The sequence below is a fragment of the Vibrio neptunius genome (assembly GCF_000967495.1).
GTDB lineage: Bacteria > Pseudomonadota > Gammaproteobacteria > Enterobacterales > Vibrionaceae > Vibrio > Vibrio neptunius.
Genome location: NZ_JXXU01000047.1, coordinates 80,305 through 98,575, shown reverse-complemented (window position 1 = coordinate 98,575; position 18,271 = coordinate 80,305). Strand labels below are relative to the sequence as shown.

At 44.8% G+C, this 18,271-nt stretch carries 16 protein-coding genes; 7 read left to right on the top strand and 9 right to left on the bottom strand.

What is annotated here, in order from left to right; all coding sequences use genetic code 11:
- Window positions 1–31: 31 nt before the first annotated feature.
- The 3 genes from torA to torE are packed head-to-tail and all read right to left on the bottom strand — an operon-like array spanning window position 32 to window position 3,933.
- Window positions 32–2,494 (bottom strand): trimethylamine-N-oxide reductase TorA, encoded by a 2,463-nt coding sequence (torA, locus tag TW84_RS16835; protein WP_045976785.1) that lies wholly within the window; start codon window positions 2,492–2,494, stop codon window positions 32–34.
- Window positions 2,495–2,518: 24 nt separating this feature from the next.
- On the bottom strand, window positions 2,519–3,703 hold the full coding sequence (gene torC, locus TW84_RS16830; protein WP_045976784.1) for a pentaheme c-type cytochrome TorC: 1,185 nt from the start codon (window positions 3,701–3,703) through the stop codon (window positions 2,519–2,521).
- A 50-nt stretch (window positions 3,704–3,753) separates the two neighbouring features.
- On the bottom strand, window positions 3,754–3,933 hold the full coding sequence (gene torE, locus TW84_RS16825; RefSeq protein WP_045976783.1) for a trimethylamine N-oxide reductase system protein TorE: 180 nt from the start codon (window positions 3,931–3,933) through the stop codon (window positions 3,754–3,756).
- A gap of 471 nt (window positions 3,934–4,404) precedes the next feature.
- Between torE and TW84_RS16820 the strand changes: the two genes are divergently transcribed.
- Complete coding sequence (locus TW84_RS16820; RefSeq protein ID WP_045976782.1) at window positions 4,405–5,196, top strand: ABC transporter permease; 792 nt, start codon at window positions 4,405–4,407, stop codon at window positions 5,194–5,196.
- A gap of 221 nt (window positions 5,197–5,417) precedes the next feature.
- The gene (locus TW84_RS24445; protein WP_157634058.1) at window positions 5,418–5,558 is read left to right on the top strand and encodes a hypothetical protein; all 141 of its coding nucleotides are present in this window, start codon (window positions 5,418–5,420) and stop codon (window positions 5,556–5,558) included.
- 54 nt (window positions 5,559–5,612) lie between these two features.
- Here TW84_RS24445 and focA read toward each other — a convergent pair whose 3' ends face one another.
- On the bottom strand, window positions 5,613–6,455 hold the full coding sequence (gene focA, locus TW84_RS16815; RefSeq protein WP_045976838.1) for a formate transporter FocA: 843 nt from the start codon (window positions 6,453–6,455) through the stop codon (window positions 5,613–5,615).
- Between the two features lie 453 nt (window positions 6,456–6,908).
- Between focA and TW84_RS16810 the strand changes: the two genes are divergently transcribed.
- Window positions 6,909–7,142 carry a TIGR02647 family protein gene (locus TW84_RS16810; protein ID WP_045976781.1) on the top strand — a complete coding sequence of 78 codons (234 nt, stop codon included), beginning with the start codon at window positions 6,909–6,911 and terminating at the stop codon, window positions 7,140–7,142.
- On the opposite strand, the gene TW84_RS16805 is transcribed toward TW84_RS16810, so the two are convergent.
- Window positions 7,135–7,917 (bottom strand): substrate-binding periplasmic protein, encoded by a 783-nt coding sequence (locus TW84_RS16805; RefSeq protein ID WP_045976780.1) that lies wholly within the window; start codon window positions 7,915–7,917, stop codon window positions 7,135–7,137. The two genes, TW84_RS16810 and TW84_RS16805, sit on opposite strands and share 8 nt — an antisense overlap.
- Window positions 7,918–8,099: 182 nt before the next feature.
- On the opposite strand from TW84_RS16805, the gene TW84_RS16800 reads away from it, so the two are divergent.
- Both TW84_RS16800 and TW84_RS16795 read left to right on the top strand, forming a co-directional pair.
- The gene (locus TW84_RS16800; protein ID WP_045976779.1) at window positions 8,100–8,921 is read left to right on the top strand and encodes an NAD-dependent epimerase/dehydratase family protein; all 822 of its coding nucleotides are present in this window, start codon (window positions 8,100–8,102) and stop codon (window positions 8,919–8,921) included.
- Window positions 8,922–8,936: 15 nt separating this feature from the next.
- Entirely contained in the window at window positions 8,937–9,569 is a 633-nt protein-coding gene (locus TW84_RS16795; protein WP_045976778.1) for a YdcF family protein, read from the top strand.
- A 52-nt stretch (window positions 9,570–9,621) separates the two neighbouring features.
- Here TW84_RS16795 and clpA read toward each other — a convergent pair whose 3' ends face one another.
- A complete protein-coding gene (clpA, locus tag TW84_RS16790; protein ID WP_045976777.1) occupies window positions 9,622–11,895 on the bottom strand; it encodes an ATP-dependent Clp protease ATP-binding subunit ClpA in 2,274 nt (757 codons plus the stop codon).
- A gap of 42 nt (window positions 11,896–11,937) precedes the next feature.
- Complete coding sequence (clpS, locus tag TW84_RS16785; RefSeq protein ID WP_006962880.1) at window positions 11,938–12,258, bottom strand: ATP-dependent Clp protease adapter ClpS; 321 nt, start codon at window positions 12,256–12,258, stop codon at window positions 11,938–11,940.
- A gap of 464 nt (window positions 12,259–12,722) precedes the next feature.
- Between clpS and cspD the strand changes: the two genes are divergently transcribed.
- The gene (gene cspD, locus TW84_RS16780) at window positions 12,723–12,944 is read left to right on the top strand and encodes a cold shock domain-containing protein CspD (RefSeq protein ID WP_045976776.1); all 222 of its coding nucleotides are present in this window, start codon (window positions 12,723–12,725) and stop codon (window positions 12,942–12,944) included.
- A 95-nt stretch (window positions 12,945–13,039) separates the two neighbouring features.
- On the opposite strand, the gene TW84_RS16775 is transcribed toward cspD, so the two are convergent.
- Window positions 13,040–15,265, bottom strand: coding sequence for an NADP-dependent isocitrate dehydrogenase (locus tag TW84_RS16775; RefSeq protein WP_045976775.1), 2,226 nt, complete (start codon window positions 15,263–15,265; stop codon window positions 13,040–13,042).
- A gap of 302 nt (window positions 15,266–15,567) precedes the next feature.
- On the opposite strand from TW84_RS16775, the gene TW84_RS16770 reads away from it, so the two are divergent.
- Window positions 15,568–16,260, top strand: a complete 693-nt coding sequence (locus TW84_RS16770) for a pseudouridine synthase (protein WP_045976774.1) — start codon at window positions 15,568–15,570, stop codon at window positions 16,258–16,260.
- Window positions 16,261–16,488: 228 nt separating this feature from the next.
- Here TW84_RS16770 and aspS read toward each other — a convergent pair whose 3' ends face one another.
- Window positions 16,489–18,264, bottom strand: a complete 1,776-nt coding sequence (aspS, locus tag TW84_RS16765; protein ID WP_045976773.1) for an aspartate--tRNA ligase — start codon at window positions 18,262–18,264, stop codon at window positions 16,489–16,491.
- Window positions 18,265–18,271 lie beyond the last annotated feature (7 nt).

Genomic DNA, 18,271 nt, shown 5'->3' with positions numbered 1-18,271 from the left:
GCCCGAAGGCTGGTTTTTTTACTGTCGTTGTTTACGCGACCTCGATGGGACCACCAAATGAGGTCACAGGGGGAACCTTGCCAGTGAACTTCTCAAAATTAACGATACAGGTATTCGCAGAGGTCGCCTGGGCGAGCTCTGAAGAACCGATATCCATTGTTAAGGTATTCGGATCGCCGTAGGTACAAATCGCCCCTTCTTTTTCGTTCAGAGGACCATACCAAGCACCCTCTTCGATACGAATAACGCCACGAGCATAGCTATCCGTAATAACGGCCCCTGCAAGTAATTGACCGCGGTCGTTGAACACGCGAACTAAGTCACCATCTTTGATGCCTTTCTCTTTCGCATCCTGAGGGTTGATGTAAACCGGTTCACGACCTTGCACCGCATAGGTTGCACGGAACTCTTCCGACTCGCACATCTGCGAGTGCAGGCGTTTGTCAGGGTGACACGATTGCAACCAGAATGGGAACTTGTCTGAACCCGGTCCACCATGTGAACGTTCTGTCTTTTCAAACCACATCGGGTGTTCTTGACAGTGTTCATAGCCGTAACGACCAATCTTACGAGACGTAATTTCAATAAAGCCAGAAGGCGTACCCAGCGCGTTGATTTCGGGGTCTTCTCGGAAGTCAGCGTGGCGAACCCAAGGTTTACCTTCACCGAAATCTAGAACACTCTGTTCCCAGAAATCATCGAACGATGGCATGTCGAACTTACCTTTATTCGCCGCACGACAGTCATCATACAATGAGCGAACCCACTGCATTTCATCCATACCACGTGTGTACTCGTTGTGGCGACCAAATCGGCGGCTTAGCTCGGTAAAGATATCGAAGTCCGTCTTAGACTGGAACAATGGGTCCACTAGGCGATGCATCGCAATCAAACCTTTACCAGAATATGAGCCGTAGACGTCGATGTCATTACGTTCAAACTGGGTACAAGCTGGTAGTACAATATCAGAGAATCGACACGTTGCCGTCCAAGCGAATTCTACCGTCACTACAGTCTGAAGCTGCTTGAAGGCTTTCTTCATACGGTTACGATCTTGGTGGTGATGCCATGGGTTATTACCTGAAATCACCATCATTTTATACCCGGGTAACTTCACTTTACTGCCGTTATAACGAATTTCTTTACCCGGTTCTAACAGACAGTCAATCCAACGAGCAACAGGAATGGTTTTGCTATAACCGTTGTAGTCATTATTGTCCCATTTTGGCTTCATTCCTTGGTCGAGGTTGCGTGGAAAACCACCCGGTGCAGCGAAGCCAGTTGAAGGTACGCCGATACCAGAATAGTGGTGACCATATGAAATACCGCCACCCGGAAGACCAATTTGACCAACCATTGCTGCAACGACCGCTGCTGCCCAGTATGGTTGTTCACCGTGTTCCTGACGTTGGATACACCAACCCATCAAGATTTGTGTGCGACCATTAACCAGCATACGAGCGAATTCACGGATCTTATCGGCTTTTACACCACAGATTTCAGCCGCCCACTCCGGTGTTTTTTCAAGTTTGTCTTTTGTTTCACCTTGAACGTACTTAACAAACTCATCGAAACCAAGGCAGTAGGTATCAATGAATTTCTGATCATGAAGCTTTTCGTTATACAACACATGAGCGACCGCCAACATAAACGCAACGTCAGTCATTGGGTTGATATACAAATGCTCATTTTGCAGGAAGCGCTGAGTTTTGTTCTTCACAGGGTCGACAGAAAGTACGTTTATCTCGCCTTTAGCCACTTTCTCTTTCAGTTGCTCTAAATAAGGGAACGACTGGTGAGTTTCACAGTTCCAACCTACTTGCAGGTTCTTTACTGGGTCATTAGCCCATAAGATGATGTTGTCTGAGTTTTTCAGAATCTCAGACCACGATGTACCTTGTGCGTAAACTTCCGTCGAGCCCAAAACGTAAGGCAGAATCGTTTGTCCTGCACCTGTTGAATAGTCGCCCACTTTAGTAATAAAGTTACCATGCATACCTACTGCACGTTGCATGTGACTGGTACAGCTATGGAATTGACCTGTCTGACGCCAACCCGTTTGGCCTGCGTGCAATGCCCAAGGTCCATAGTCTTTCTGAACACGCTCTAGTTCACGGTAGAACAAATCCAAAGCTTCATCCCAAGTGACACGAATAAAACGGTTGTCGCCGCGAGTTTCGGCACTGTACTTGTGCTTTTTCAACCAATCTAGGCGCACCATTGGGTAGCGGACACGAGACGGGTTATAAATAACACCTTTGATACCGTTGATCATATCAGTTGGGTTGGTATCGGTTTCTAGCGGCTTGATCTCTTGAACTTTACCCGCGTAGATATGGGCACGGAATGCGCCCCAGTGAGAACCGGAGACTTTCCAAGTTCCTGTCGTTTCAGCTGCGCTTGCAGAAGCAGATGCCAATAAGCTTGGACCGATTACTGACGCTGCACTGGTCGTTGCTACACCTTTAAGAAAACTTCTTCGTGTAATAGCCATTTCAATTACTCCATCCGACGCTTATTAGTGATGACCTTCAGCAAAATCTGAAGAGTGCTTCTGTAGGTACTTCAATACTAGGGCTTCGCTATCTGTGTCGAAGTTAACAAACGCCAACATACCGTTGAACATCCCTGGCCAAGTGTTGGCATCGAAGTGCGCTTCATCAGGCTGAGTGTGACAAACTGAACAGTTGGTCTTATACGCTTCGCTCGCTTTTTCCCAGATTGGAGTGACGTCGTTGAGCATTGCTTCTTTCTTCATCCACACTGTTGCTGCCACTTTCTCCCATGGGAGACCCGTTAGCTCATCGACTTTTTTCTCGCCTTTTGTAACGACATCATCACTGGTTGCCGCTTCTTTAAGTAGTGAACCCACCGCGATATTCATACCGAAGTCTTCCTGAATAACTCGACCAAAGCCTTTTGCTTTGCGCCAGCCATCAATCTCGACTTTCATCATGTCCCCTTTGTCTTCAAGCACAGTAACCGTCGATGCTGGGTTGAGTAGACCCGCTTCCTCCGCCCCCATTTGGTCGAAGTAGACAGGTAAATGACGAACACTGACTAAAGCATTACCCACCGAGTAATCTGTGCTTGAAGTGAGTTGCTCCAGTTCACCAACAATTCCACCAATACTATCCATACCGGCTGGTAGTTTGTGCGCAATACCTTTGTGACAATCGACACAGCTCTGATCTTTTTCCGCGGCTTGCTTCATTTGGATGCGCGCTGTTGGGGACATTTGTTCGAAGTCCATTGACGCATAATTGTGGCAGTTTTTACACTCTAAGGATTTGTTGGCAGAGAAACGATCCCACTCGTGCTTAGCGAGTTCGATGCGTCGCTCTTCAAATACACCAGGTTCATCGTAGTTACCAAACACCTGAGCGAAAACTTCTTTGGACGCCTGCATTTTGCGCGCGATCTTATCTGTCCAGTTGTGAGGAACATGACAATCTGGACAAGTCGCACGTACGCCAGAATGGTTTTTCCAGTGAACGGTTTCTTGAAGTTCAACGTATACATTATCACGCATGGTGTGGCAGCTGATGCAGAACTTTTCTGTGTTAGTGGCTTCAAGGGCTGTATTGAAACCGCCCCAAAAGACCACACCCGCGATAAAGCCGCCCATCGTCAACACACCGAGACTGATGTGCACTGCTGGGCGTGTCATGGTACGCCACAGTTTTACAATCAATGATTTCATGGTTTGCTCTCTTAAAATCTTTTCAAAAATAGGGGGACGAGATCAGGGGTCTACATGCCATGTGCACCAGGAGGACCAAGAAAGAACACCTGTAGCATCCAAATAATGAATCCGTAGCCACCCACGAAAGCCACACTCAGAACTGGGAAGAGCACCACTGCGATGAAAAGGAAAGACTTCCACTCCAACGAGCGTTTTTCACCACTCTCTATTTTGTTAACATCACTCATACATTTGCCTATTTTGTATTTAGTGTTATCGGATAGCTCTTGTCGCTGAGCTAACGTTTTTACAATCTCTAGTAAAAATATTAGACCATACTAATTGTAGGGTTCAATCAGATCAGCCCAAGCAGAGCGTGTTATTCGACACTTTTTTGAGCTCATCCAGAGATGTGTTTGATTAATAACTCATATGTCAACATGCATAGTTTTGTGAAAGTTTGTGAATAGAGAAGAATTGTTAACTTGCCAACAATTAAATTACAATAAAGCAAAGTATCGCGTGTGCTTTTCGTCTTGTAGCACGCCCCATCCCCATAAAAACGAACCTAAATGTTAAATATTTGTTCTAGAACATGATTCAAAATAGAGCTATTAGGAGTGCTGAGAGGGACAGACTAGAATCAGCAAGTTGACACCGACATCCACTATGCAGAAAAGATTAGGTATCCAATACATATTGCGTTGTAGGGAGGACCCATGAGCGGGGTTATAGATATTTCCTGGCCTCTACTGGCTTTGTTTTTCTGTACATTGACGATCCCACTTTTGATCAGTCGCTGCTACAGACTGCACATTGAAACAGAAGTATTGATTAGTGTAGCAAGAATGACCATTCAACTACTGCTGGTGGGGGTATACCTCGAGTACCTTCTTAACATTAACAGCCTAACTATCAACATATTGTGGCTAATAGCCATGACTCTTATTGGGGCTAGTTCTATTATCAGTAAGGCGAAGCTTCCTAAGCAACGGTTGATGTACCCAGTCACTAGTGGCCTAATTGTTGGCTTGTGTCCTCTACTACTTATCATCTGTATTGTGATCGTGCAGCCAGAACCACTATTCAATGCCCAGTATCTTATCCCATTGGCTGGCATGCTGCTGGGTAACTCTCTCAGTGGCAATATCGTGGCCCTACAAAATCTTTTCACTTCAATGGAAACACGTCGCAGCGAATATGAAGCCGCCATCGCTTTAGGCGCTTCACCAAACTTTGCCACTCTACCGTTCGTTCGGGAATCGATTCTCAAGTCTCTCGCCCCCACCTTAGCGTCGATGACAACCACTGGTTTGGTGACACTGCCTGGAATGATGACGGGGCAAATACTAGGAGGAGCGAGCCCAGTCGTAGCGATCAAATATCAATTGATGATCATGATCGCGATCTTCGTCATGCTGTCTGTTTCGATCAGCCTGACTCTATCACTCACTATTAGACACTGCTTCACTAAAGATGGAAAAGTCTTAGTCGACCTCAACCACGAGTGATCTGGATGCTAACAACGTTGAAGAGAAAAGATCTTATCCACAGAATCTGTGGATAACCGTGTCATCGCTTTCAGGATAAGTCTGATTTTCGCAATCAGACACGGTATACAAACCAAAAACACCTAGTATTCATATGCATACAAACACGTTCTTCCCATGTCATCAAAGCGTCAAATATGAGCTTTAACCTCCAAGGTTCTGCTTTTGTAAGGATATAGACAATGCAACTTGGTACCGCTTCTCATGTTGAAGAGACCTCGCAATTGGATAATGACGAGGAACGAAACTGGCTCGTTTCCCAACCAAAAGAACTGCTCGTTCTGGAAGACTTTATTCAAGAGTCATGGCGACAATGGCACTGAGAGCCATCAAGATCAAAAAAGGCTCGTTTCTCAACGAGCCCTCGTACTATCGATCTAATCTCTTAAGTATATCATCCAGTACCACATTCCAACAAAGACGCCACCACCGATGATGTTACCTAGAGTCACAGGAATAAGGTTATTGGTAAGAAAACTGAGCAAATTCAGGTCCGCATAATCAGAAATATTCGCTCCTGTCATTTGCCAAAATTCTGCTGGCGCGAAAAACTTAATCGCGATAGCCATCGGAACCTGAAACATATTGGCGATACAGTGCTCAAATCCAGCGGATACGAACATCGCGACAGGTAAAATCATAACAGCGATTTTGTCAGTGAGAGTGCGCCCACTGAATGTCATCCAAACCGCTATACACACTAATACATTACACATGATACCTAGCGCCACCGCTGAGATAAAACTATGGTGAAGTTTATGCTGAGAGATCGCCATCGCATTTAAGCCAACTTGACCGCTATCGAACATATACTGCTTAGTCAGCAACATACAAACCACTAGTAGTAACGCACCGATAAGATTGCCACCATAAACCACAGCCCAGTTTTTCATAAGCATCTTCCAGGTGATTTTACCACTTGCTCTCGCCACCAGAGTCAACACCGAACTAGTAAACAACTCACCACCTGTGACAACAACCAGAATCAACCCAAGACTGAAAGCCAAACCACCAAGCAATCGAGTGACACCCCAAGGCAAGTCACCTGCACCTGTGGTGACTACTGTGTAGAAGACAAACGCAATTCCAATATGAATCCCTGCAGAAATCGCTAATAAAAACGACTTCATCGGGTCTTTAGTTACCTTACCAACACCGATTTCAGCGGCACGTTCCGCCATCTGCGGCGGTAATAAAGAGTCAAACTGATTTAAATTCATCATGGAAAGACATTTCTGTTAATGTGGATTTTAGGCGCGGATAATTACTCTTATTGTGGTCAATTTCAAGCCTTATTTGTTAGTTTTATCTCAAGCTCGGTTTACACAAAGAAAACTGCACCGAACAAGCCAAACTAGACTGAGAAAACAATACAAACATGGACAGCGAAAAATAGAAAATCTTAATTATTATCTTATAGTTAACATCCACTACGTTAAAGAGTAAGTAACTAAGATAGCGATGATTTCATATTTGCATATCAATCTCTTTTGTTATGAAGTTTAAGCATTAAAAACTGCGCTAAACCCAGTCTATCTATCGCTCACTATCTAGTCAGTTAAAAGAGATTTTTCTTCAAATTCAGCGGTAGGTAACATTTCTATTGGCATCTAATTGCTGAATACCAATATCAGGAATATGGTTGTTCCAGTACTTGCTTTAAGGAAATCACTATGAAATATACCTCTGACAAAATCGACGAGTTAAACCTTTTATTGCAATTTGACATTAGCAGCGCTGCGACTGGTATTAAAGTTCATCATGATGCATCAAAAAACATGCAATCGGCGATTCAAAGACTGTTTGACAAAGGGCTATGTACTCAGCCTGACGGTGGTTATCTCACAGATGAAGGTATCGAAGTTGCTGAACATGCGGATAAAATTCTTAGAGTTTTGTCTAGTTAGTTTTATTGATCACTGGCGTATTGCTCAGAACGAGCTGCTCATTGTCAGTTAGCTGCATAAGCCGACTGACAATCCGTTCGATATCAATTTTCTTTAGACCTTGATTAAATACTTCTCGGATATCTCTGCCCTCGGGTTGATCTTTGAACGCTATATATAACTGCTTAGTTTCTAATAATTTAGCATTCATCCTGAGACGCTTTCTAAGCAGATCTTCTCTCACATCAATACTGATGAGGTACTCTAGAACATTTGGGTCTATTACAGCGATATCCAATCGACCCTTTGCTACCTTGTGTATGTTTCTAGCATCATTGGTCGAGGCCTCAACTTGAAGCTCGCCCGTTTCGACCATATCATCAAACTCTGTCGTATTAACGTAGCCCTGCACCACCCCAATTTTGAAAAATGTCAAATCAGACAGTGTTTCCCATTGAATCGGGAAACGAGTGTTCTCTACAAAGCCCAAAGGCCCACTGCCTATAGAATCTGAGAAAACAAATTCGGTGGTGTCAAAATAGTACTCTGGGAAGTATCCTACATATTTCTCAGATTTGGTCGCTAGAGCGACAGCACGAACCCATGGTTGAAAGTCCACGACTAACTCGTACCCCATCGCTGAAAACGCTTCGCGCGCGACAGCAACAGAATAGCCATTCTCTGGTAAATCCGCACCCGAATACGGTGGCCATTCTAATGACGTCATATACACTTTTTGATTGGCCGTTGAGATGGATGAAAACAAGACGGCCCATATCCACAGATACCATTTCATGAGCTTTCCTAAAAGTTAGGATGGCATAACGCCTCACTAGTAATAATAGACTCATTTTAGAGAGATTTGAGTCTCTTCCGTATTACTCGTTCACCTACATACAAACACCAAACAAACCATTGATTAATCCTTGCTTCTTTAGGATAGTTAACGTTATCAACCTCTTCAAACAGGGACTTAGTGTGAAAACAATATTGATTATTGGCGGTGGCTGGCTTGGAAAACCACTCGCACATTACCTCGAAACTATCGGTCATAAAGTCTTTGTCAGCCGCACCACTGACGCAGGTGTAGAAGAGCTCGAAGCTCAGCATCTGACAGGGCTTAAAATCGACTTACAGAGTAATCCGGATATTGTCGCTCAAACCATTAGTAACACTAAGGCGGACATTGTGATTGGCTGCTTCCCTCCCGGTTTTAGAAAAGGGCTCGGACAACAGTACGCTCAGCACTGGAATATGCTCTGTCAGGTTTGTCTAGTTGCTAAGGTTAAGAAAATCATCATGGTCAGCTCGACCACCGTATACCCAAATCTAGCTGACGCCTTAGACGAAGATGCTGCCTCTCTCAATAGAGCGCACAACAGTAACTTATTCTCAGAAAAAGCAGCTACGATGTTGCAAGCAGAGCAGTATGTAATTGATTCAGGCCTTGATTACGGCGTTGTCCGCTGTAGTGGACTCGTTGGACCTGATCGCCACCCTTCTCGCTTTGTCGATAAATTGAAACAAGTCAGTGAACTTGCTCCAGCCAATATGCTTCATCTGACCGATGCGATAGGTGCAACAAGCTTCGTTGCACTCAATTGCAAGAACGTTGTAATCAATGCGACGACACCCAATACGGTTAGCAAGGCTGAATTTTATCAAGCAGCGCTCAACAGTGTCGGCTCTGATGTCCGCCTACCACCTGTTGTACAACAAGCAGACAAACGAATTCTAGCAGATCGCTTGCAAAGATTGGGTTATCGCTTTCATTACCAGCACACTTTAGAACTTGTATAAGACTGGGAATCTGATATGAATACCAAGCTTTTCCAACACATAGAAAACCTGTGGGCTTACATGCAGCTCGATCAGCCATTACATAAAGCTGACTGCCTATTTGTACTTGGTAGCAACGACGTTAGGGTTGCAGAGCATGCCGCAAAACTTTATCACGATGGTTGGGCAACAAAGGTTGTATTTTCTGGTGGTGTTGGACGATTAACAGACGGTATTTTTGATCAAACCGAGGCACATACTTTTGCTGCTATAGCTAGAGATCTCGGTGTACCCTCAGCTGATATCATCCTCGAAGAACAAGCTACCAATACCGGTGAAAATATACAATTAACGGCCAAACTTCTCACCGAACTTTACTACGATTTTCGTTCGTTTATATTGGTTCAAAAGCCCTATATGGAGAGGCGAGCTTACGCTACTTTCATGAAACAATGGCCAAATGAAGTCAACCATGTTTGCGTAACGTCCCCTAAAACTGCTTTTATTGATTACTTTAGTGAAGAGATATCTCTTGATGTTACCGTTGAAGCTTTGTTGGGTGACTTTGAGCGAATCAAAGAATACCCCAAAGAAGGATTTCAGATAGAACAGGAAATACCGCCACACATTGAGACATCTTATCTAGCATTAAGATCCGTTTTCAACTGACACAAAAAAGCCAGAGCTTCACACGCTCTGGCTTTTTCATTAAACACACGACTTAGTGTACAGCCGCCTCTTTTTCACTTAAGTACTTAAACTTAAGCTCATCTTTCTTCAGATTGACTTTCACAGTGCCGCCGTCGACCAACGTACCGAACAGCAACTCATTAGCAAGAGGTTTCTTAAGTTGCTCTTGAATGACACGTCCCATTGGGCGCGCACCCATAGCTTTATCGTAGCCTTTAAGTGCTAGCCAATGTCTAGCATCATCTGAGACCTCCAGTGATACACCACGTGCATCTAGCTGCGCCTGTAGCTCAACAATGAACTTATCAACCACTTGATGGATAACATGTTCGTCAAGGCTGTTAAACCAGATGATGTTATCCAGACGGTTACGGAATTCAGGCGTAAAGACTTTCTTGATTTCCGACATCGCATCGTGGCTGTGATCTTGCTGGATAAGACCGATGGACTTCTTGACCGTTTCCTGAACACCAGCGTTGGTCGTCATCACAAGAATGACATTGCGGAAGTCCGCTTTGCGACCATTGTTGTCAGTCAGCGTTCCGTTATCCATAACCTGAAGAAGCAGATTAAAGATATCTGGATGCGCTTTTTCTATCTCATCCAAAAGCACAACAGAGTGTGGATGTTTAATCACAGCATCCGTCAACAGACCGCCCTGATCGTATCCAACGTAACCTGGAGGTGCACCAATCAAACGGCTCACAGAGTGACGTTCGCCATATTCAGACATATCAAAACGCAGTAGCTCAATGCCCATCAATTTCGACAGCTGAACGGTAACTTCCGTTTTACCTACCCCAGTTGGGCCTGCAAATAAGAATGAACCGACAGGCTTATTGTCCGCGCCAAGACCAGCTCGAGTTAGCTTGATGGCTTCGCTTAGTACATCAATGGCATCATCCTGACCAAACACCAGCATCTTCATCTTCTCATCCAGATTCTGAAGAATCTCTTTATCAGAAGAAGACACTGATTTTTCAGGAATACGAGCCATTTTAGCGACCATGGCCTCAATATCAGCTACACCGACGGTTTTCTTGCGACGGCTCGCTGGCGCTAAACGATGACGAGCACCAGCCTCATCAATCACGTCAATAGCTTTGTCTGGCAAGTGACGCTCATTGATGTATTTAGCCGAAAGCTCTACCGCAGCACGTAATGCTTTGTTGGTGTAGCGCACTTCATGGTGAGCTTCGTATTTAGGTTTGAGCCCCATCAGAATTTTAGTGGTATCATCAAGTGACGGCTCAACGATGTCTATCTTTTGGAAACGACGGGACAGCGCACGCTCTTTTTCAAAAATATTACTGTATTCCTGATAGGTGGTAGAACCGATACAACGCAATTTACCGCTGCTTAGCAGAGGCTTAATCAGATTCGCTGCGTCGACCTGGCCGCCAGATGCTGCACCAGCACCAATAATGGTATGGATCTCGTCAATGAAAAGAATCGCGTCGTCTTCTTTCTCTAGTTGCTTAAGAATAGCCTTGAAACGTTTTTCAAAATCACCACGATACTTGGTGCCAGCGAGTAGCGAACCGATATCTAGAGAATAAATCACACTATTCTTAATAATTTCAGGAACTTGCCCTTCAACAATTCTCCACGCCAAACCTTCTGCTATCGCTGTTTTACCCACGCCCGCTTCACCCACTAGCAGTGGATTGTTTTTGCGGCGGCGACACAATACTTGGATCGTTCTTTCCAACTCTTTATCTCGACCAATCAGTGGATCAATTTGACCTTGCTTAGCCAACTGATTCAAGTTCGAGGCAAAACTCTCTAGGCGCTCTTCCGAACCCGCTTCTTCACTACTGTCACTGCTACTGAAAGAGTCGGATGAAGAAGAGTCATCACCTGAGCTTGATGCTTTGGTAATACCGTGTGAAATAAAGTTAACGATATCCAGACGGCTAATATCGTTCTTCTTCAGAAGATAAGCCGCGTGAGATTCTTGTTCACTGAAGATAGCAACCAACACGTTGGCGCCTGTTACTTCACTGCGTCCTGAAGACTGCACGTGGAAAACCGCACGCTGCAGAACACGTTGGAAACTTAATGTAGGTTGGGTTTCGCGAGTTTCATCATTTTCAGGGATAAGAGGAGTTGTCTGATCAATAAAGATATCTAACTCGCTTCTTAATGCATCGATATCTGCCTGACAGGCAAGAAGGGCTTCCCTTGCAGCATCGTTTTCCAACAATGCTAGCAGGAGGTGCTCGACAGTCATGAACTCATGTCGTTTGTCTCTAGCGCGGGAGAATGCGCCGTTTAGACTCGACTCTAACTCTTTATTCAGCATAAGTACCTCCTTTGGCAGCAACTTAGGTTGCTTGATTCAGCTTTACGCTTGCTCCATTGTACAAAGCAAAGGATGCTCGTTTTCTTGAGAATACATTGTGACTTGCGCTACTTTGGTTTCGGCGACTTCGGCAGTAAATGTGCCACATATCGCTTTACCTTCGTAATGCACTTTGAGCATCACTTGTGTTGCCTTGTCTATATCCATAGAGAAAAAACGCTCTAGGATTTCAATCACAAAGTCCATTGGTGTGTAATCGTCGTTATTCAAAACAACGTTATACATGGACGGCGGCTTTACTTTTGTTTTTTCTAGCTCCAGTAAATCAGAGTCTGGAGTGACCCATTCAAATTGCTTGCTCATGACTCATCGTGTTTAGAAAGTTGCTTAAGATAATTTTACCACTTCGCTACGCGGAAGTTATCGATTTAGCTCTTATAAGTAAGAACAAATTGAGCCAAGCAAATTTGTGCCCTTACTTAGAGACTAATGCAGCAATTGTATCGCTGCAAATAAAAGATTTCTATCAAACCGCATTCTCTATCTAATTGATTAAAAAGACACCAAAAACCAATCAGAGCTTAAATACAACAGACCGGATTAAGCTGAAATTCGTTACAAAAATGTAAATCTTAAAAGTGATTTGTTTGCAAATATGTTGAGTGTGATACATTTTTCCTATTGACTGTACTCAACCATTGGCTACATTGGTCAAATAGTGACTCAAAATTTGGCAGCGGCTGAATGGATATTCACTTTTTGTTTACACACGGGATAAACGTGTAATCACACAACTTCAGTAACAATATGCATGAGGGATGTATAGCATGGCTACAGGTACAGTAAAATGGTTTAACAACGCCAAAGGATTTGGTTTTATCTGTCCGGAAGGTGAAGACGGTGATGTTTTTGCGCATTACTCCACAATCAAAATGGATGGGTATCGTACTCTGAAAGCAGGCCAACAAGTCACATTTGAAGTGGAACAAGGTCCGAAAGGGTATCACGCAAGCTCTGTCATACCAGTAGAAGCTCAAGCCATTAAATAATACGCTGCCAAAACTTATCTCGACACCTTAGGTGTCGTAACAGAAACATAAAAAACCCGCCATTTGGCGGGTTTTTTCAATTTCAAAATGACTCATTAGTCATTAATGATAGCGTTCAATGTTGCGCTTGGGCGCATCAGAGGTGATGCTTTTTCAAACTCAGGGGCATAGTAACCACCCAGTTCGCCAGCCACGCCCTGCGCGCCGTTAAGCTCAGCAACGATAGCGTCTTCTTTTGAAGATAACGCTTCAGCAACAGGTGCAAACTCTGCGGCTAGGTCTGCATCAGCAGTTTGAGCTGCTAGTGCTTGCGCCCAGTAGGTTGCTAGATAGTAATGACTACCACGGTTGTCCAACTCGCCGACTTTACGCGAAGGTGACTTGTTGTTATCCAAGAATTCACCTGTTGCTTTATCTAGTGCATCAGCCAATACCTGAGCTTTAGCATTGCCAGTCACTGTGCTTAGGTGCTCTAGAGAGGCCGCTAGTGCAAGGAATTCGCCCAGAGAGTCCCAACGTAGGTGGTTCTCTTTCTCAACCTGTTGAACGTGCTTAGGTGCCGAACCACCTGCTCCAGTTTCAAACAGACCACCACCATTCATTAGTGGCACAATTGAAAGCATTTTAGCTGACGTACCAAGCTCTAGAATCGGGAATAAATCCGTTAGGTAATCACGCAGTACGTTACCTGTTACAGAAATAGTATCCTTACCTTCTTTGATGCGCTCCAGAGAGAACTTACATGCATCTAGTGGTGCTAGGATCTTGATTTCTAGACCTGATGTATCGTGGTTAGGTAGGTAAGCGTTCACCTTCTTGATCAGCTGAGCGTCGTGTGCACGATTCTCATCTAACCAGAACACTGCTGGTACACCTGTTGCGCGAGCACGTGTTACCGCCAGTTTCACCCAGTCTTGAATCGGAGCGTCTTTCACCTGGCACATACGGAAGATATCGCCTTCCTCAACCGCTTGCTCTAGTAGCACTGCACCTGCAGCGTCAACAACGCGGATTGTGCCCGCTTGGTCAAGAATGAACGTTTTATCGTGAGAACCGTACTCCTCCGCTTTCTGAGCCATTAGGCCTACGTTTGGCACGCTACCCATTGTCGTTGGGTCAAACGCACCGTTTTCTTTACAGAAATCGATAACCGCTTGATAGATGCTTGCGTAGCTACGATCAGGAATCATCGCTTTGGTGTCTTTCTGCTTACCATCTGGACCCCACATTTGGCCAGAAGAACGCAGCATTGCAGGCATAGAAGCATCAACGATGATGTCGCTTGGCACGTGAAGATTAGTGATACCACGATCTGAATCAACCATAGCTAGCGGTGGTTGAGTTTCGTAAACCGCTTGCAGCGCAGCTTCGATTTCTTCTTTTTGAGCAGCTGGTAGAGAGGCAATCTTAGCGTAAACATCGCCAATACCATTGTTCACATCTACGCCCAGTTGATCAAATACGTCACCGTATTTCGCGAACACATCTTTGTAGTAAACTTTAACTGCGTGACCGAAGATCACTGGGTCAGACACTTTCATCATTGTCGCTTTCATGTGAAGCGATAGAAGAACATCTTGCTGTTTCGCATCAGCAATTTCTTTTTCAAAGAATTCTACTAATGCTTTTTTATTCATTACTGAACAATCTATGATTTCTTTGTCTTGAAGAGCGAATGGTGCTTTAAGCTCTTTCACCGCACCGTCAGCCGCCGTGAATTCGATCTTAACCTCGGTCGCACTCTCTACCGTGTGAGACTTTTCGCTACCAAAGAAATCGTTACCAGACATACTTGATACATGAGACTTAGAATCTTTTGACCACGCACCCATTGAATGAGGGTTTTTCTTGGCGTAGTTCTTAACCGACAGTGGCGCACGACGGTCTGAATTACCTTCACGTAGTACAGGGTTTACTGCACTACCTTTGATTTTGTCGTAAGTCGCTTTAATAGCTTCTTCTTCATACGTGCTTGGCTCTTCAGGGTAGTTAGGCAGATTGTAGCCCTTGTCCTGAAGTTCTTTGATTGCTGCTTTAAGCTGTGGGATAGAAGCAGAAATGTTTGGAAGTTTGATGATGTTAGCTTCAGGTGTTTTTGCTAGCTCACCTAGCTCAGCCAGTGCGTCACCAATGCGTTGTTCTTCAGTCAAATGCTCTGGGAAGTTTGCAATAATACGCCCAGCAAGAGAGATATCACGAGTATCAACATCAATACCAGATGAAGCTGTGAACGACTGAATGATTGGTAGCAGTGAATACGTTGCTAGTGCAGGAGCTTCATCAGTGATGGTATAAATAATGGTAGGTTTTTCTGTAGGCATGAAATTTCCCTATTGTTCTAACAAAGCCCGTCGGATGAACGGCTTTGGGTTGTGTGTCCGCCAACAAGTTGAATTGTCATCCCCTCACTTGTTTGCGATTTATTGTCTCTTTTGTTTTTTCCTTACGTTTGCTTAAGCGTAAGATCCGTGAGAACTGTACTTTTATAATTAAACAAAATCGGAAGAATAGTCTATTATCTTGTGCACCAATCCTGTTTTCGGGCGCGCACATCATAGCCTAAAACGGATGATTTTGAAAATTTTCGCCCACACTTCGTTTACATTTTTGCAAGGTAGTTAACATGTCACCACGCTCACACCGTGAGTCTTCTTCGCCCTCTTCACGTAGACGTCAATCTGGTTTTAAACACTCTTCAGCAGCGCATAAAACCAAACCACATTCGTCAAGAAACCGAAAAAAGCCAACGAGTAATAAGCCTAGATTAGCGCCTGAAGATCGCAAAGTTATCGTGTTCAATAAACCCTTTGATACATTGAGCCAATTCACGGATGGTGAAGGCCGAAAAACACTGGCTGATTTTATCCCATTGAAAGATGTCTATGCGGCCGGGAGATTAGACAGAGATAGCGAAGGGCTAATGGTACTGACTAATGATGGCATATTGCAGGCTAAGTTGACTCAGCCAAAATCTAAGTCACCGAAAACGTATTGGGTGCAAGTTGACGGAGCACCGTCAGAGTCTGACCTCGATAAGTTGAGGACGGGGGTTGAGCTTAAAGATGGCATGACTCTACCCGCAAAAGTTGAAGTGATGGCAGAGCCCAGAGTATGGGAACGCAGCCCTCCTGTTCGCTTTAGGGCCAATATTCCAACCACTTGGCTGGCGATCACCATTATCGAAGGAAGAAACCGTCAGGTTCGTCGTATGACGGCTAATATTGGCTTCCCAACCCTACGTCTCATTCGATATTCAATGGGCGATATTAAGCTGGGTGAATTGCAGCCAGGTGAGTGGAAGGAAATAGAGTATTAGAAACACTTTGCTGGATAGGCACTTAGTAAGCATTTCTTGTTGCTGTCATCCTCAAGAATGAGGGACGAATGAGTTGGGGATCTCTTGAAGCGAATCGAAAACCTTTGGAGATTCCCTACTCGCTCCTGCGTCTCTCTATGGAATGACACGCTCGCTTAACGCACAAAACAAAAAACGGCGCTTCAATTGAAGCGCCGTTTTTATTTAGCTATTCGCTAGAACAAAGAATTAATCTTCTTTCTTCTCTGCTAGTTTCACAGCAATCGCTAGCTCTTCAAGCGCCGCTGGGTTAGCAACACTTGGTGCGTCTGTTAGTAGACACGCTGCCGCGGTTGTTTTAGGGAACGCGATAACATCACGAATGTTCTCTGTACCACATAGCAGCATCACTAGGCGGTCAAGACCGAATGCTAGACCTGCGTGAGGAGGCGTACCGAACTTAAGTGCATCCAATAGGAAACCAAACTTAAGCTGCTGCTCTTCTGCATCGATACCTAAGATATCAAATACGGCTGCTTGCATCTCTGCATTGTGGATACGAACTGAACCACCACCAACTTCATAGCCGTTTAGGACCATGTCGTATGCGTTTGAGTTAGCTGCCGCTGGGTTTGCTTTTAGCTCTTCTGCATTCACGCCTAGAGGTGATGTGAACGGGTGGTGCATTGCATGCAGGTTGCCTTCGTCATCTTCTTCGAACATTGGGAAGTCAACAACCCATAGCGGTGCCCATGCGTTTTCGTCTGTTAGCTCTAGATCTTTACCTAGTTTCAGACGTAGCGCACCCATTGCTTCTGCAACTGTGTTCGCTTTGTCTGCGCCGAACAGGATGATGTCGCCTGACTCAGCTTGAGTGCGATCTAAAATGCCGTTGATAACATCTTCACTTAGGAATTTAGCCACTGGAGACTGGATACCTTCCATGCCAGCTGCGCGGTCATTAACCTTCATCCAAGCTAGACCTTTCGCGCCGTAGATGCCAACGAACTCACCGTAACCATCAATCTGCTTGCGAGTTAGAGAAGCGCCACCTGGTACGCGAATCACTGCAACACGACCTTTCTCATCGTTTGCAGGGCCTGAGAATACTTTGAATTCTACGTCTTTTACTAGGTCTGCAACATCAACGAGCTCTAGTGGATTACGTAGGTCTGGCTTATCGCTACCGAAACGACGAATCGCTTCGGAGAAAGGCATCACTGGGAATTGCCCTAGGTCTACGTTTAGTAGCTCTTGCCACATATCACGAACCATTTTCTCGGTCGTTGCGCGAACTTCATCAGCCGTCATGAAAGACGTTTCGATATCGATCTGAGTGAACTCTGGTTGACGGTCAGCACGTAAGTCTTCATCACGGAAACACTTAACGATTTGGTAGTAACGGTCAAAACCAGACATCATTAGCAGTTGTTTGAATAGCTGTGGAGACTGAGGAAGCGCGTAGAACGAACCTTTGTGGACGCGGCTTGGTACTAAGTAGTCACGTGCGCCTTCTGGCGTCGCTTTAGTCAGTACTGGCGTTTCAATGTCTAGGAAACCATTGTCATCTAAGAAACGACGAACAAAGCTAGACGCCTTAGCACGTAGCTTAATGCGGTCGCTCATTTCAGGGCGACGAAGATCTAGATAACGATACTTTAGACGCTGCTCCTCAGAGTTCTTCTGGTTGAAGTCGAGTGGCAGAACGTCTGCACGGTTGATGATTTCAAGACCTTTGGCGATGATCTCAACTTCACCCGTTGCCATATCTTTGTTTACTTGGCTGTCTGGACGAACACGAACTTCACCCGTTAGTTTGATACAGAATTCATTACGAAGTGTGTTAGCTACTTCATACGCATCTGCCATATCTGGATCAACAACTACCTGAACGACGCCTTCACGATCTCGCATATCGATAAAAATAAGACCGCCTAAATCACGACGACGGTTAACCCAGCCGCAAAGTTCTACAGTTTGTCCTGCAAGGGACTTGTTCAGGTGACCACAGTAATGGGTACGCATAATGAAT

Bases quoted from the DNA above. Each gene is read 5' to 3' on its own strand.
- TW84_RS16770 (WP_045976774.1), top strand. From the start codon at position 15,568: ATGTCACCACGCTCACACCGTGAGTCTTCTTCGCCCTCTTCACGTAGA.
- TW84_RS16775 (WP_045976775.1), bottom strand. From the start codon at position 15,265: ATGCCTACAGAAAAACCTACCATTATTTATACCATCACTGATGAAGCT.
- clpS (WP_006962880.1), bottom strand. From the start codon at position 12,258: ATGAGCAAGCAATTTGAATGGGTCACTCCAGACTCTGATTTACTGGAG.
- cspD (WP_045976776.1), top strand. From the start codon at position 12,723: ATGGCTACAGGTACAGTAAAATGGTTTAACAACGCCAAAGGATTTGGT.
- TW84_RS16810 (WP_045976781.1), top strand. From the start codon at position 6,909: ATGAAATATACCTCTGACAAAATCGACGAGTTAAACCTTTTATTGCAA.
- torA (WP_045976785.1), bottom strand. From the start codon at position 2,494: ATGGCTATTACACGAAGAAGTTTTCTTAAAGGTGTAGCAACGACCAGT.
- focA (WP_045976838.1), bottom strand. From the start codon at position 6,455: ATGAATTTAAATCAGTTTGACTCTTTATTACCGCCGCAGATGGCGGAA.
- TW84_RS16820 (WP_045976782.1), top strand. From the start codon at position 4,405: ATGAGCGGGGTTATAGATATTTCCTGGCCTCTACTGGCTTTGTTTTTC.
- TW84_RS16795 (WP_045976778.1), top strand. From the start codon at position 8,937: ATGAATACCAAGCTTTTCCAACACATAGAAAACCTGTGGGCTTACATG.
- aspS (WP_045976773.1), bottom strand. From the start codon at position 18,264: ATGCGTACCCATTACTGTGGTCACCTGAACAAGTCCCTTGCAGGACAA.
- TW84_RS16805 (WP_045976780.1), bottom strand. From the start codon at position 7,917: ATGAAATGGTATCTGTGGATATGGGCCGTCTTGTTTTCATCCATCTCA.
- TW84_RS24445 (WP_157634058.1), top strand. From the start codon at position 5,418: ATGCAACTTGGTACCGCTTCTCATGTTGAAGAGACCTCGCAATTGGAT.
- torE (WP_045976783.1), bottom strand. From the start codon at position 3,933: ATGAGTGATGTTAACAAAATAGAGAGTGGTGAAAAACGCTCGTTGGAG.
- torC (WP_045976784.1), bottom strand. From the start codon at position 3,703: ATGAAATCATTGATTGTAAAACTGTGGCGTACCATGACACGCCCAGCA.
- clpA (WP_045976777.1), bottom strand. From the start codon at position 11,895: ATGCTGAATAAAGAGTTAGAGTCGAGTCTAAACGGCGCATTCTCCCGC.